The sequence below is a fragment of the Olivibacter sp. LS-1 genome (assembly GCF_008245145.1).
GTDB lineage: Bacteria > Bacteroidota > Bacteroidia > Sphingobacteriales > Sphingobacteriaceae > Olivibacter > Olivibacter oleidegradans.
Genome location: NZ_CP041643.1, coordinates 3,762,462 through 3,778,282 on the forward strand (window position 1 = coordinate 3,762,462; position 15,821 = coordinate 3,778,282).

11 protein-coding genes and 2 tRNA genes are annotated in these 15,821 nt (G+C 41.6%); 4 read left to right on the plus strand and 9 right to left on the minus strand.

Annotation, left to right across the window (positions count from 1 at the left end; all coding sequences use genetic code 11):
* Positions 1-14: 14 nt before the first annotated feature.
* Positions 15-3,191 carry an efflux RND transporter permease subunit gene (locus FKG96_RS15430; protein WP_013666891.1) on the plus strand — a complete coding sequence of 1,059 codons (3,177 nt, stop codon included), beginning with the start codon at positions 15-17 and terminating at the stop codon, positions 3,189-3,191.
* A 67-nt stretch (positions 3,192-3,258) separates the two neighbouring features.
* Here the strand turns inward: FKG96_RS15430 and FKG96_RS15435 are convergent, their stop codons facing one another.
* Complete coding sequence (locus FKG96_RS15435; protein WP_130856015.1) at positions 3,259-3,690, minus strand: DUF2147 domain-containing protein; 432 nt, start codon at positions 3,688-3,690, stop codon at positions 3,259-3,261.
* A 215-nt stretch (positions 3,691-3,905) separates the two neighbouring features.
* Between FKG96_RS15435 and FKG96_RS15440 the strand changes: the two genes are divergently transcribed.
* Positions 3,906-3,988, plus strand: a tRNA-Leu gene (locus FKG96_RS15440).
* 22 nt (positions 3,989-4,010) lie between these two features.
* Positions 4,011-4,093, plus strand: a tRNA-Leu gene (locus FKG96_RS15445).
* A 130-nt stretch (positions 4,094-4,223) separates the two neighbouring features.
* On the opposite strand, the gene idi is transcribed toward FKG96_RS15445, so the two are convergent.
* From idi to guaB, 7 genes are all read right to left on the minus strand, one after another.
* Entirely contained in the window at positions 4,224-4,742 is a 519-nt protein-coding gene (gene idi / locus FKG96_RS15450) for an isopentenyl-diphosphate Delta-isomerase (protein WP_013666893.1), read from the minus strand.
* A 25-nt stretch (positions 4,743-4,767) separates the two neighbouring features.
* A complete protein-coding gene (locus FKG96_RS15455) occupies positions 4,768-5,493 on the minus strand; it encodes a tRNA1(Val) (adenine(37)-N6)-methyltransferase (protein WP_013666894.1) in 726 nt (241 codons plus the stop codon).
* A gap of 101 nt (positions 5,494-5,594) precedes the next feature.
* On the minus strand, positions 5,595-6,164 hold the full coding sequence (locus tag FKG96_RS15460) for a gluconate 2-dehydrogenase subunit 3 family protein (protein WP_130856014.1): 570 nt from the start codon (positions 6,162-6,164) through the stop codon (positions 5,595-5,597).
* Between the two features lie 23 nt (positions 6,165-6,187).
* Entirely contained in the window at positions 6,188-7,645 is a 1,458-nt protein-coding gene (locus FKG96_RS15465; RefSeq protein ID WP_013666896.1) for a Gfo/Idh/MocA family protein, read from the minus strand.
* 18 nt (positions 7,646-7,663) lie between these two features.
* Entirely contained in the window at positions 7,664-9,343 is a 1,680-nt protein-coding gene (locus FKG96_RS15470; protein ID WP_013666897.1) for a GMC oxidoreductase, read from the minus strand.
* A gap of 85 nt (positions 9,344-9,428) precedes the next feature.
* Positions 9,429-10,667, minus strand: a complete 1,239-nt coding sequence (locus FKG96_RS15475) for a nucleoside permease (protein WP_013666898.1) — start codon at positions 10,665-10,667, stop codon at positions 9,429-9,431.
* 419 nt (positions 10,668-11,086) lie between these two features.
* Positions 11,087-12,562, minus strand: coding sequence for an IMP dehydrogenase (gene guaB / locus FKG96_RS15480; RefSeq protein WP_013666899.1), 1,476 nt, complete (start codon positions 12,560-12,562; stop codon positions 11,087-11,089).
* A 213-nt stretch (positions 12,563-12,775) separates the two neighbouring features.
* On the opposite strand from guaB, the gene FKG96_RS15485 reads away from it, so the two are divergent.
* A complete protein-coding gene (locus tag FKG96_RS15485; RefSeq protein WP_130856013.1) occupies positions 12,776-14,362 on the plus strand; it encodes a peptide chain release factor 3 in 1,587 nt (528 codons plus the stop codon).
* A gap of 20 nt (positions 14,363-14,382) precedes the next feature.
* Here the strand turns inward: FKG96_RS15485 and FKG96_RS15490 are convergent, their stop codons facing one another.
* On the minus strand, positions 14,383-15,819 hold the full coding sequence (locus FKG96_RS15490) for a COG3014 family protein (protein WP_041387532.1): 1,437 nt from the start codon (positions 15,817-15,819) through the stop codon (positions 14,383-14,385).
* Positions 15,820-15,821 lie beyond the last annotated feature (2 nt).

A 15,821-nucleotide genomic window follows, 5' to 3' on the forward strand; every position in this document is an offset into this window, starting at 1 on the left:
ATAATAAGCGAAACATGATATCTGAAGTATTTATAAAAAGGCCGGTAACCGCAATTGTCATCTCTGTATTAATAGTTCTTATAGGAGCAATTGCGATTACTACGCTTCCTATTAGCCAGTATCCGGATGTGGCGCCTCCTACCGTTACCGTTACAGGTACTTATACAGGGGCTGATGCGGCCACGGTAGAGCAAACTGTAACGACACCAATTGAGAGTCAAATTAACGGTACGCCGGGCATGACCTATTTGCAATCAAATAGTACGTCAGACGGTCGTTCATCTATCACTGTAACATTTGACGTAGGTACCGATATAGATATAGCGACACTGGATGTCCAAAACCGGGTTGGTATTGCCGAGCCGGCTCTCCCCGAAGCTGTTAGGCGTCTGGGAATTATTACCCGGAAAGCTAATAACGATATATTGATGGTTGCAGGTTTGGTGTCTCCAAAAGGAACACATGATGAAAAATTCCTGTCAAACTACATTCAAATCTATGTAAAAGACGCACTTTTACGTGTAGCTGGTGTTGGTGATGTGCAAGCGTTTGGTCAACCGTTCAGTATGCGCGTTTGGTTGGACGCCGATAAATTGTCGCGATTAAGCTTAACACCCGCAGACGTCAGCGCCGCTATCCAAGAGCAGAATCTACGGATACCGGGTGGTAGTGTCGGAGCGAAACCGCAATCGTCTTCTCAAGCTTTCGAATTTAACGTGATTCTTGACGGCGATTTGATTACACCGGAGCAGTTCGAAAATATCATCGTTAAAACCAATGCGGATGGGTCTTTAGTTTATCTACGAGACGTGGCCCGTATTGAATTGGGCGAGTTTGCTTATAGTACATCCTCGAAGGTGAATGGGCAGGTTGCATCCATGATGATGATTAATCAAATGCCTGGTGGTAATGCAGTAGAAACTGCAGAGGGTATTCAACAGGCATTGGAAACTCTTAAGAAATCATTCCCCGATGACGTGGATTATGTGATTTCTTATGAAACGATCTCAATGGTAAAAGCATCCATTAGCTCCGTGATTCATACACTGGTAGAAGCATTGGTGCTCGTAACCATCGTGGTATTTGTTTTCCTTCAAAGCTGGCGAGCTACTCTGATTCCGGTGTTAGCAATTCCGGTATCTATTGTTGGTACATTTATTTTCTTCATTCTTTTAGGTTTTTCGGTGAACACGTTAACAATGTTGGCGTTTGTATTGGCGATCGGTATTGTGGTGGATGACGCGATTGTGGTGGTGGAGGCTGTGCAACATTATATCGACAATGAACACCTTTCGGCTAAAGAGGCTACCCAGAAAGCGATGAAGGATATTACTGCACCTGTTATTGCGATCGCTTTGATATTGGCAGCGGTGTTTGTGCCGGTGGGCTTTATACCGGGCATGGTGGGTAAATTGTATCAACAGTTTGCGATCACTATTGCCGTTTCGGTTTTATTGTCTGCTTTTATCGCCCTTTCCCTTACACCTGCCTTATGCTCATTAATGTTAAAGCCAATGAAATTGGATAAGGATTCGAAAGGATTGGATCGCATATTCTATTTGTTCAACTCTTGGTTCCATCGTGTTACACAAAAGTACTCAAGGGGCGTGCAATGGTGCATCAAGAAGACGCCGTTAGTGATGATTTTACTTATTTGTATCTTTGTGGGGACCTACGGCTTATTTACAGCCAAGCCGAGCGGTTTTATACCGCAAGAGGATGCCGGTGTTTTCTTTATGGGGATTTCCCTACCCGAAGGCGCTTCTGCAGCTCGAACAAACGAATACTTGGACGAAATTACCAAGTATATACAAAAGGAGGTTCCTGAGGTACAAAATATCACTGCGATCTCCGGTATCAATATCCTGAACCGGGCTTTTAAATCGAGTGCGGCGACTTGTTTTGTACAGTTGAAGCCATGGGAGGAACGCCATCGTTCTGTTACCGAAATAACAGGACAGTTGATGGGAAAATATATGGCCAATACCAAAGGTAGCTTAATAGCCGTTGCTCCCCCTCCTATCCCAGGTTTGGGTACTACGGGCGGTTTTACTATGGAGATTGAAGAACAGCAAGCAGGCGATATCAAAGCCTTTGAGGGTGTTGTCGGTAAATTCTTGATGGCGGCTAACCAACGTCCCGAAATAGCCATGGCCTATTCGCTATTTAATACCAAAACACCCAACTATCGTGTAGAAGTAAATAGAGAGCAAGCAAAGAAGATGGGGGTTCCGATTAATTCAGTTTACGGAACTATATCGGCTTATTTCGGTAGTAGCTATATTAACGACTTTGTATTGTATGGACGTACGTTCCGTGTTGTAACCCAAGCCGATACGAACTTCAGAAAACATATCGAAGATATCAATAATCTGTATGTGAAAAACACGAAAGGGACGTCGGTTCCGCTCGGGACCTTGGTAGATTATAAAGTTGTTGAGAATCCGTCAATTATCAATCACTTTAACATCTTTCGTGCTATAGAGGTCAGTGGTAATGCAGCACCTGGCTACAGTAGTGGTGACGCTTTGAATGCATTAAAAGAAGTTGCTGCTCAAACGCTCCCTACGGGTTACACCTACAGCTTTGCAGGTTTAAGTTTGCAGGAACTTGAGTCGGGAAATAAGACAGTCATGATATTTGCGCTTTGTATTATTTTCGTTTTCCTGTTACTGGCGGCACTTTATGAAAGCTGGTCGGTTCCGTTTTCTATCTTGATGTCGGTGCCTGTTGGAGTGTTCGGAGCGATTCTTGCGCTTACCTTCCTCCCCAAGCTGGATAATAATATCTATGCTCAAATTGGTTTGGTCACCTTGATTGGTTTAGCGGCGAAGAACGCTATCTTAATTGTGGAATTTGCCAAAGAAAGGGTCGATATGGGAATGGAACTAATTGCCGCAACCATTGATGCTGTCAAGTTAAGGTTACGCCCGATTGTGATGACGTCTATGGCTTTTATATTAGGTATTATACCATTGATGTTATCGAGCGGCGCAGGTGCCGTATCACGCCAAACTATCGGTTGGACCGTATTTGGCGGAATGTTGGCAGCCACGCTATTAGCCATCTTCTTTGTGCCGGTATTGTTTGTTTTGATTACGCGTTTGGCTTACGGAAAAAAGAAGTTGGCCGAATTACAAGCTAACTATAACCCAGACGATCACAAAGACATGCTTCACTCCGAAGATTAAAAATCGGTCTCCTAAAGAAAAGGGCCTCATTTTTACATGAGGCCCTTTTCTTTTTTAATAGTTGCATCTACTTTACGCGCGTCCATGTTTCTGTTCGACCTAATAGGCTTAAACCAACAAAACCGCGAATATCGAGCTTGTCACCTTTTAAGGTCATTTTACAACTATATGTTTTGCCCGATTTTGGATCATATATCGTCCCCCCATCGTATAAACCGTTCTCTTTAGCGGTAAAGCCTTCCAATATTTGGCTTCCTTGTATGGTTCTCGATCTTTTTGTCTCGTCCGGATTCTTTTTATCTTTTTTAGGCTGGCCGTTTTCATCATTGGGTTGCTTTAGCCAATATAGGGTTCCGTAGTATTTTTCTCCCTTTTTTGTTATCTCGATCCTTCCTTCACCGCTTGGGTTTTGCCACTTTCCTAATATTCCATTGTGATTTTGGGCAAAGACACTACTTACCAGTAGCATGAATACCGCAAATAATGTTAGATTTTTCATGATTTAGCATTTTAGTCTAGGATAAATATAGTAATATTCTACATAAATTATGCATGCATAGTAATCATCTCTTTACGGATTAACTGTATAGTCTCCTATTTGTTTTCCATCCTTAAAAAAATAATACTTTGTGAAAGAGTTTCTTACGAAATTTAGTGAATTTGATGATAAGAAAAATTTTTTGAACCAAATACAAGTACTATATTTGCAGCCACGCCCAGGTGGCGAAATTGGTAAACGTTGCGGTCTCAGAAGCCGTTGAGCTCGGCTCTTGAGGGTTCGAGTCCCTCCCTGGGCACAAATGATCGTAGTTTGATTATGCGGAAGTGGCGAAATTGGTAGACGCACCATCTTGAGGGGGTGGCGCCCTAAGGGCGTGGCAGTTCGAATCTGCTCTTCCGCACAGCTCTTATAGTACGCTTGCTTTCGCAAGGGCTTTACATTAAGAAGGCGCGCCGAGTTAACTTGAGCGTGCCTTTTTAACGTAAAGACTTAGGCACCGCGTGCTATGCTACATGGGGCTGGTTGAGAAGTTAGCTTTTTTTGTTATACTCCTTAAAAACACGTTCGTATACTTCCAAAAACCAAAAAGTGAAAGCGTCCGGGCTTGACTTAATCATTTGTTCAAGATTTTGATAAGCGATCCATTGGTAATCCATAACTTCTTCCCTATTTGGTATAATTTCTCCACTAAACTCACCTACATAAACATGATCGAATTCGTGTTCAACTAAGCCATTGTGAAAAGACGTTTTATATAAAAAGGAAAAGAGGGGTCTCAGTGTCGTTTGAAATCCCATCTCCTCTTGTAATCTGTTTTGAGCGGCGATAAGTGTATCTTCATTTGGTAAAGGATGGCTACAGCAAGTATTTGTCCATAAGCCCCCGCTATGATATTTATTCAAAGCCCTTCTTTGTAAAAGCAGTTCGCCTGCGGTATTAAAAACAAAAATGCTAAAGGCTCGATGTAATAAACCCTTTTGATGCGCTTCCAGCTTTTCCATTTTACCGACTGCTTCATCCTGCTCATTAACTAATATAACTTCTTTCATTGGCCCTGTATCTAAGTTTAACGCATTAAAAATTAACAAAAAAAGGTTTCAAAAGTTCTTTATAAGCGTTGGAGTATATACCCCTTTCTTTATATATTGTAAAGATCGTATCTTCATTGGGTTGCATTCGCTCCCCCTTTCTTAGACATATAATTTGTCTGAAGGCGTCTTCGCTTTCAAATGACTTTATATGGATTGCTTTAGCAGGATGAAAATCTGTTAACTTATCCGCATATTCCCGGACACTAGTGCTGATGACTGGTGGGAGGACAAGTTGTAACTGTCCGCCATCATTGAGCCAACTCCAAGCTTTTTGTATCAATTCGCGATAAAAGGATGCATCTGTGTGTCTAGCAATGGACTTTCGCTTATCAGGATTTTGAAGTGCGTTCAAAAAAAAGGGTGGATTACTAACAATCAAGTCGTATAACGCTGGTGGGGCAAACTCTTGAAAAAGCGTACAATGCGCTCGAATTCGATTGAAAAAAATAGAATTCTTAAAGTTTTTATCCGATAACTGTGCTGCTAATTCATCTTTTTCAACGGCGTCAATTATAGCATGTGGAAACCGCTGTGCCATCATCATTGCTATCACTCCCGTACCTGATCCGATATCCAATATCCGGTTGGGTGACGGATGGTCAGCCAAGGCTCCTAACAATACGCCATCCGTATTTATTTTCATGGTAGCATTGGTTTGTTCTACATGAAATTGCTTGAATCTAAATAGGACGGGTGATTTGGTATCCATAAGGCATTATTATTTACTCCAGTAAAAAGTATTCTCCAACGGTACGACATAAAAAAGAGCAACCTGTTGAGGGTTGCTCTCTATTTTCGCGCTTACTAATTCTAGGTTGCCCAGGCCTTATCTCCCTTTTTATAAGGTAAATTACCATCGTAACGACCTGGTATTTTAACATATCTTAGGGCTTTGGTAGCTCCTAATTCAGAGGTAAAGAAACCCAGTAAGGTAAGTTGCTTAATCATGCTAAAGTAGTGGTTAGCATCCCCCTCTTTTTTGTTCTTCCCGTATTCTTTTGCTTCCTTATCAATTTCGGTCAGCAAGCTGGTGCGTTCTTCTTTAGATAATTCCTGGAATTTCTTACTGTATTTAGCTTTTGAAGCATCTTCCAGTTTTCCCAATCCTTCTAGAAATACTTTTTGATCTTCTTTGGTGTAGCAGTCGCGCACCATTACTGGTATAAATGCACCCACGCCCGCCTCTTTTGCACCCGGGCTGGATGTTTTAGGTAAAATGGTTTCGGCAATATCACCTAAATAGTCTATTTGATCCTCTTTGAATAAGCTTTCTACATCTTTCGATGCAGGGCGAGTACAGCCCTCAAGAAAGAGATTAGCACCGATTACAGTGCCTCCCATTATCCAAGCTACTCGGGTCAAGGCTTCTCTTCTATTCATATCTTTAGTTTATTTAACGGTTTTTATATTGTGTATTTTACATCCCAGCCTGAACGGTAGTTTCGTTTAACGAATTGATTCACTTCGTCAAAGTTCGTCACCTTCATCGCATTGTTATCCCAAACCAATTTAATGTTGCGGCCCGGATATTGATTATTGATGCGCAAGTCGGCACCTCTAATTGCTAAATTAGCCATTAGCAAAGCCTCGGTAAGTGGTCCGGCAATTTCAAAGGGTGAGCTCACCGGTTTCTTTCCGTACCCGGCGATACAAGACTCCACCCATTGCGCATAATGTCCTCCCTCTTGACCGACAACGCGATCGTACTTCTTTGGTACATTGACAGTTGCTGTTTTTGACGTTGGAAGAAGACGTGCATTTTTTCCGTAAGTGTCGGCTAGAATTTTTCCTTTGGTACCGATCAATAGAATTCCGTTTCCACCATCGCCATAAATCTCATTAGGTTCCAGCTCCTCGGGTCTTTCCGGTTGAATACCCCCGTCCATCCAATGTAATGTTACGGGCCCGTTGGTTCTAGTGCCTTTCGGGAAGGTAAGCGTAGCATGACTTGAAGGAGGACAACTCTCAGGGAAATACCCTCGTTTAAATTCATCTACATATACGGTACCTACACTTGCCTGAACATCTTGTACATAACTAAGACCCAATACGCTGAATGGTAGCTCTAGTAAGTGACAGCCCATGTCTCCCAATGCACCGGTTCCGTAATCCCACCATCCACGCCAGTTAAATGGAACCAATTTATCCACATAATCCTTTTGAGGTGCGGTGCCTAACCAAAGATCCCAATTTAATTCTTTAGGAATTTCAGCCTTTTGTGTAGGCCACTGAATTCCAGAAGGCCATACCGGTCTGTCTGTCCAGCAGTATACCGTATGCACATCACCGATAATTCCGGCCTCATACCATTCGCGGGCTTGCCTTGGGCCGTCATTTGAGGCTCCTTGATTACCCATTTGAGTTACTACCTTATATTTCTTTGCAGCATCGGTTAATACGCGCGCTTCCCAAACATCATGAGTTAACGGTTTTTGAACATATACGTGTTTTCCCAACTGCATGGCTGCGAGTGCCTGAATAGCATGATTATGATCGGGAGTTGATACAGAAACAGCGTCTATATGCTTATGCTCTTTGTCAAGCATTTCCCTATAATCTTTGTAGTATTTTGCCTTCGGGAATTTTTTTACAGACCCTGCAGCTCTTCTATCATCTACGTCACATAAAAAGGCGATATCCGCTTTTCCGCTCTCAAAAAAAGCATTGATATCACTTGATCCTTTACCACCTACACCAATACCTGCAACCTGTAGTTTATCGCTTGGCGCAATAAAACCGGATCCTCCTAAAACGTGTCTAGGAACAATCATAAATCCAGCCGCTGCTAAAGCACCGGCTTTTATAAAGCTCCTTCTGGATTCATTTGTTTGTGATTTGTTATTTTTATTAGTATCAGACATGATTAAATAAATTGGTTGTTAAATATTTCCCTTTTTCAACTCCTTCACAGCAAAGTCAGCGGCACGTGCAGTTAAAGCCATATACGTAAGCGAAGGATTCACGCAAGCCGCAGAGGTCATACAAGCACCATCTGTTACAAAAACGTTAGGAGCATCCCATACTTGATTATTTCCGTTCAATACGGAAGTTTTAGGATCTCTACCCATGCGTGCTGTTCCCATTTCATGGATTCCCTGACCGAAACCATACTCGCGATCGTAGGTAAAGACATCCTTTACACCAACGGCTTCCAGCATTGCTTTTGCCTCTTCGGCCATGTCCTTACGCATTTTTAGTTCATTCTCTTTAATTTCTACGTCGAACGCCAGTACAGGAAGACCCCACTTATCTTTTTTCTCCTTATCCAACGTGATTTTGTTTTCATGATAAGGTAATATTTCACCGAATCCACCGAAACCAATTGTCCATGATCCAGGTTCACATAATTCATCTTTGAAGTCAGCACCAATATTCATTTCAGCGACATTCCTACTCCACCCTTGTCTACTGGCACCACCTTGATAGCCAAATCCTCGTAAGTAATCTCTCTTATCACCATCGACGTTTTGGAAGCGAGGGATGTATAAACCATTTGCTCTGCGCCCAAAATAATATTTATCTTCGAAGCCTTCGACTCTTCCACTAGCTCCAACACCTAAATGGTGGTCCATCACATTATGTCCCAATTCACCGCTGCTGCTTCCAAGCCCGCCTTCCCAAACATCTGTTGCTGAGTTCATTAATACCCAAGCAGAATTTAGTGCGGACGCATTTACAAAGATGATCTTAGCAAAATATTCGTATGTCTGATTGTTCTGCGCATCCAGCACCTCTACACCTTTGGCCTTTTTAGTATCTTTATCATAGATGATTTTAGTTACAATTGACCAAGGTCTAACCGTTAAATTACCTGTTTTTACAGCGGCTGGTAACGTTGCGGACTGCGTGCTGAAATAAGCGCCAAAATTACATCCTAACCAACATTTATTCTGGTATTGGCAATTTACGCGTCCATTGTGCGGAACCGTGATATTCGCTGTACGACCAATAATAAAATGTCTTTTTCCACCAAAATGCTGTTTAATCCGTGCGGCAACATCCTTTTCTACCACGTTCATTTCCATCGGCGGCATAAAGTCACCATCAGGCAACACGGCCAATCCATCCCGATTTCCACTGATACCCGCAAATTTTTCGGCATAGCTATACCACGGCGCAATATCCTTATATCTTATTGGCCAGTCGACCGCTATTCCATCTTTCAAATTCGCTTCGAAATCAAGATCGCTCCAACGATAGCTTTGGCGGCCCCACATTAATGAGCGTCCACCTACGTGATAACCCCTATACCAGTCGAATCGTTTTATCTCAACGTACGGGCTTTCTTTTTCGTTTACCCAATAATTTAAATTCGTTTCGTTGAGGGGATAATCCCTCTTCAATACCGGATAATCTTCAATCATTTTTTGCGTTCTGCCACCGCGGTGAGGGAAATCCCAAGGGTTCTTATTGGGGCTTTCGTAATCCTTTATGTGTTCGATGTTCCTGCCGCGCTCCAACATAATTGTTTTGAGCCCTTTCTCTGTTAATTCTTTGGCTGCCCAGCCTCCGCTGATACCTGATCCGATTACTATCGCATCATATACATTATCTGCCATAATTGATTTAGTTTATTTGTCGTTTTAGTATTCGTTAGTAATGTGCTATTTCTTTGCCTGGTAAGTCCATGTTTATTTTAATAAGTTATTCACTGATTGCATGGATCTCTTTCTTTTCTTTAAAGAAAAGTGCAAATAATACAAATATTATAGCGGCTATCGATGCCGGTACGATCCAGACATGTTGCCATAAATTATCCACCGCTGCTGCTTTATAATGTTCTGTGACAAAGCCTGCCACCCAAAAACCGATAAGCATTCCCACTCCATAGGTTGCTAATGTAACCAGTCCTTGAGCGGATGATTTATACTTTTCGCCTGCGCGAGCATCGGTATAAATTTGACCGGAAACAAAGAAAAAGTCGTAACATATTCCATGAAGTGCAATACCGATAATAAGCATGAACGAAAGTTCATTAGCGTTGCCATATGCAAATAAAGCATACCTTATCGCCCACGCCAGCATTCCGAACAAAATGGTTTTTTTAAATCCAAAACGGCTAAAAAAAACTGGAAGAAGCAGTAGGAAGAATGCTTCCGATATCTGGCCAATAGCCATTTTACCGGTTGGATTTGGTAAACCAATATCTGATAGGAATGGATTCGCATTCTGGTAATAGAAGGCCAGGGGAATACAAATAAGAATAGCCGAAATAAAAAATATCAGAAAGTCTTTTTTGTTGAGGAGTTTTAGTGCGTCTAAACCTAAAATCTCCGAGATACTGCTTTTTTCACCTGCTTCGCGTGCAACCGGAGGAGTTTTAGGAAGGATAAAACTATATAGCCCCAAAACTAAAGACGCTATTCCGGCCATTAAAAAGGTGTTTTTCAAGGCGCCTGCTTTCAAATTATCACCCGAGTCCCAATGGAATACATAGCTGATAACTAGGCCTGCAATGATCCAACCAATTGTACCCCAAACACGAATAGAAGAGAATTCTTTTTCAGGATTTTGCATTTGGCGGAACGAAACGGAGTTTACCAACGCCAAGGTAGGCATATAGCCGATCATATACGCCAGTACGTAGGGATAAAATACACTGACATCAGGGGCACTATACATTTGGTACATCAAAAAGGCACCGATTAAATGAAGTACACCGAGAATCCGTTCAGCATTAAAGTAGCGGTCGGCAATTAAACCAATAATAAAAGGTGCAATGATGGCACCAAAAGATTGTGTGGAAAAGACATTGGCGCTTTCCAGTCCAGATGCATTTAAGTTAATATTTAGAAATGTTCCTAAGGTCACGAACCATGCTCCCCAGATAAAAAATTCCAGAAACATCATGAATGACAATTTTGCACGAGTAATAGTGTTCATAAGGTGGGTTAGTATAAGATTCTGGTTGCGTTAATAAAATATTTAATTCTTATCATTTAAATTGTTGGTTTTAAACAGTCTCTGTTAGCTTTACTGGTTATTTTATTTAACACCTTCCCTACTTTATGGTAGAAATGTTTCAGCTAAAATTTACTAAATGTAGTCGAATTTTTAAAAAAACCAAAATGCTTGTAAAATTTATTTGAACTTTATTGAAACGACAAAAGCGTTGGATTTATTGTTAATAATGAAGGTTTTAGCAGAACTTGTTGATAATCAGCTTGTACAAAATACACTAAGGGGGTGTTTCTACACTGCGGATTTTTTATTAACAATTTGGTTATATAAAGTGGCTGGCAATAAAAAACCTGAGGCAGGTAGACGCCTCAGGTCATTATTTATTGCTAAATCGTTTTTTATTATTGTCTGCTATTGTAATTCGGAGCCTCCTTTGTGATCGTTATATCATGTGGATGACTTTCGCGCATACTGGCAGCACTTATTTTTACAAATTTTGCACCTTGTAGCTGTTCGATGGTTGCAGCGCCGCAGTAGTGCATGCCGGCTCGTAACCCACCGATATATTGATAAACAATCTCTGCAAGGGTGCCTTTATAAGGAACCCGACCGACAATTCCTTCGGGAACCAGTTTAGTGACCACATCTGTTTCGTCTTGAAAATATCTATCCTTTGAGCCTTTTGCCATCGCATCGACTGATCCCATTCCTCTATACGACTTAAATTTTCGGCCTTCATAGATAATGGTTTCTCCCGGAGACTCTTCTACCCCGGCAAATAAGGATCCGGCCATGATGGTGCTTGCTCCTGCAGCAATTGCCTTTACGATGTCGCCCGTTTGCTTGATTCCGCCGTCTGCTATTACCGGGATGTTCCGTCCTCTAAGTGCTTTGGCACATTCAAAAACTGCATATAGTTGAGGTACACCAACGCCCGCAACAATACGCGTGGTACAGATAGACCCCGGGCCAATGCCAACTTTGACGGCATCGGCGCCTGCATCAGCTAAAGCGATCGCTGCTTCAGCCGTGGCTATGTTGCCTGCTATTACTTGTAGATCGGGATATAATTTTTTGACACTTTTTACCATATCTATCACTCCTTTGGAGTGACCATGGGCGGTGTCTACGGTAATCACATCTACACCGGCTTTAACAAGTTCGGCTACGCGTTCCAAATTATCTGCCGCAACACCAACGGCTGCGCCGACAAGTAGGCGGCCATGCTCATCCTTCGCGGCGTTTGGATAATGTTTAAATTTCTGAATATCCTTGAAGGTAATCAGGCCGACAAGCTTCCCTTCGCCATCCACCACCGGTAATTTTTCTATTTTATAGTTTTGGAGTATCTCTTCCGCTTTAACAAGGTTAGTACCTATGGGGGCTACTACTAGATTGTCTTTGGTCATTAACTCGCTAATGGGTCTTTCCATATCTTTTTGGAAACGTAGATCGCGATTTGTAACAATCCCGACCAATTTTTTCTCGCCATCAACGACCGGTATCCCTCCTATTTTATTATCTTTCATGATGGTAAAAGCATCTTTAACAAGCGCTGCTTCATTCAAAGTTACCGGATCTTGGATCATTCCGCTTTCCGATCGCTTTACTTTACGCACCTCATGAGCTTGTGCCTCCTTGGTCATATTCTTATGTAATATACCGATACCGCCTGCTTGGGCAAGAGCGATTGCTAGTTCTGCCTCAGTAACCGTATCCATGGCCGCAGAAATCAAAGGAATATTTAGTCTGATCTTTTTCGTTAGCTGCGTACTTGTATCCACATCACGGGGCAATACTTCGGAGTAAGCAGGAATTAATAATACATCGTCGTAGGTGAGACCTTCAGCTACAAATTTTTCTGGATCTAATTGCATGGCAAATATGTATAGGGGTTACTATTTGCCAGGCAAAAGTACGATTTTTTTTCAAATCTATACGTATAATGTCGGTCTTTTTGTAAATACAAAGTAATTTTGTGCTGAACTGGAAGTTTCGGAGATCCATTACTATTGCGTATTGCTAAAATCCAACGCTATATTTACCGATATATTCCTTACCTTTGCCCCCTTTAAATTTCGCTGTTAACGATGAGCAACTTGCAAATAGAGATAAATAAACGAAGAATCTTTGGGATCATTAGTCACCCGGATGCTGGTAAAACGACGTTGACTGAAAAACTATTGTTGTTTGGAGGAGCTATACAGAAAGCTGGCACGGTCAAAAGAAATAAAGCGGAGAAAACAGCAACCTCTGACTTTATGGAAATTGAAAAACAACGGGGTATCTCGGTTGCCACCTCAGTGATGGGGTTTAATTACAAAGACCGAAAAATAAATATACTGGACACGCCCGGTCATAAAGACTTTGCAGAAGATACCTACCGAACGCTCACTGCGGTTGATTCGGTCATTTTGGTGATTGATTGTGTTAAAGGAGTTGAAGAACAAACACGGAAGCTAATGAGTGTTTGTAGAATGCGGCATATCCCTGTAATGGTTTTTATCAATAAAATGGATCGTGAAGGCAAGGACCCTTTCGACCTATTGGAAGAAATCGAAAAGGAGCTAAACATTTCTACCCGCCCACTTAGTTGGCCCATTGGAATTGGTAGTACCTTTGCGGGTGTTTATCATCTTTACAAAAAACAGCTAAAATTGTTCAGCGCTGAAAATAAAATGAATATCGCTGACGACTTTATCGAAGTTGAAGATCTGTCGAGTATTGAACTTGAGCGACAACTGGGGGATAAAGCCGCGAGAAAATTACGCGATGAGGTTGAGTTAGTAGAAGGCGTGTATGAACCTTTTGATTTGACGCTTTATCGATCAGGTTATTTGGCTCCTGTCTTTTTCGGAAGTGCAATCAATAACTTCGGTATTGAAGAGTTATTGGACACGTTTGTAGAAATAGCACCGGAGCCGCAAGCGCGAGAGACAGATAAAAGGACCGTGCAGCCCAACGAAGAAAAATTTACAGGCTTTGTGTTTAAAATACATGCCAATTTAGACCCAAACCATCGGGATCGTATTGCTTTTTGTCGCGTATGCTCCGGAAAATTCGAACGTAATAAATTTTATCAACATATCCGATCCAATAAAAAATTAAAATTTGCGTCCCCTACAAGCTTTATGGCCGATGCCAAGAGTTTGGTTGAAGAAGCTTGGCCCGGTGACGTAATCGGATTATATGATGCTGGTAACTTTAAAATTGGCGATACATTGACTGAGGGCGAAACGTTAAAGTATTTGGGTATTCCAAGCTTTTCTCCGGAAATTTTTAAAGAGCTGGAAAACATGGACCCGATGAAAACGAAGCAATTGGAAAAAGGAATTACGCAGCTTGTGGATGAGGGTGTGGCGCAGCTTTTTACGCAAAATCTGGGAAGCAGAAAGTTTGTTGGTACGGTGGGTGAGCTTCAGTTTGAAGTGATTAAATTTCGCTTACTTCATGAGTATGGTGCGTCATGTAATTTTAGGGCAATCAGTTTCACAAAAGCAAGTTGGATAACATCCAATGATCAAAATCAGATGGAAAAGCTCATGCGGTCTCAGGCCAATCGTATTGCTTTTGATAAGGAAAATAGACCCGTGTACCTTTCAAACTCCAAGTGGGATATTGATTCAACAATGCGTGAGTATCCCGATGTTGTGTTTCATGAAACCAGTGAGTGGTAAGTTAAGCTTGATTCAGCTAATTAACGTAGCGTTGGATAGCTTAAAAACTGCAAGTTGCCGTTGCCCTTTACAGTAAGGGTATCGGTATGGGAATTGCCGTCTTTGCTCTTCAGTTGGAGGGCGATTTTGTTTTCTCCTAATTTTAGTGGAACCCTGGTGTAAAGTATTTGGTTCGGGAGGGATTGCCAATTTCGTGTGTCAGCTTTTTCAGAAAGTAGACTGTATAATTGAACGCCGAAACCTAATCCTTCCAGTAATGCATTGTCTTTTCCGTTTTTTCCGGAACCTTTTGCGCTTTCCTTTAATGCGTACTCGGCACCTTTTTTTATGGCTAAACGGGTAAGTGTTTTTCCCATTTCTTTGCCAAAACGTTGTTTTAATGTTTCTACAGCTAATGCGTTGATATCTTCCGCTTTTTCAAAATAAAAATGGTTACTGTCAACGTTAATCGAAGCGTCCGTAAAATAAGCTGGTTTTGAGACATATTTAGGAAAGGCCACCCGCACACTATGTACATCGTTCAAACTGGTACTGTTATTACGGTACACATCATGATCAATTGGAATAAGAATCGTTCCCGCTGCATTGGTAAATACAAAATCACCATTACTTCCTTTAACCAAAGAAAACACTAAATCCTCTTGTTGCTTAATGGGTGCCAAGCCGTTTTCCCAGAATAAGACGAGTTCTCCTCCCGCACCTGCTTGGTAATGTTTGTAAGGCATATTGAAAATTTTCTCAAAACGTTGAAGCTCCGATTCGAAACCATTAAGGTAGGCCATTCGCATTACATCATATTTTAAACCGGTTGGGATGGGGGTATCGTAATAGATCGTGTCCTTTTGTTTAAGATACACTTCTACCGCATTTCGATAAGCGATAAAGGCATTATTAACATCCCGGTCACGTTCATAAATAAGCCCCTGTAACATAAGGGAGAAAGCGTCCTGAGAATATCTATTGGCCTTATCGTTGTATTTATCTGCTTGCGCCTGCGTTTGTAAACTAATGCGTCTGGCCTCTACAATGGCTTCCTCAGTATTATTCAGGTATATATAATTGAGTGCCTTGTAATAATGAATCATAAACTTTTCAAAGTCTTCGCCCTTATAGTTTTGCGTCATTGGATTTACCAGTGTTCCAACTATCGCATCTCGGGTGTTCCCTAAACCGATTTCCAGCAACCTGTCTGCTTCGTTAAAATAACGGTTACTAGCCTCATAATTGCCATTTAATTGACTAACACGGCCAAGTTCCATTAAGTACAGCAATTTGTTACGGGGTTTCTTTAATAAAGAGTTCCTTTCGAGATCTTTTTCTGCTGCCAGGTAATCACCTTCTGCGATTTTTTTGTAGTATGATGCGACTCGCTCGTTATAACTTGCACAGCCATAAACAAATACCATCAAAAATAAACCCATTAATGATATTGGTATTTGTTTAGAATATTTCTTCATAC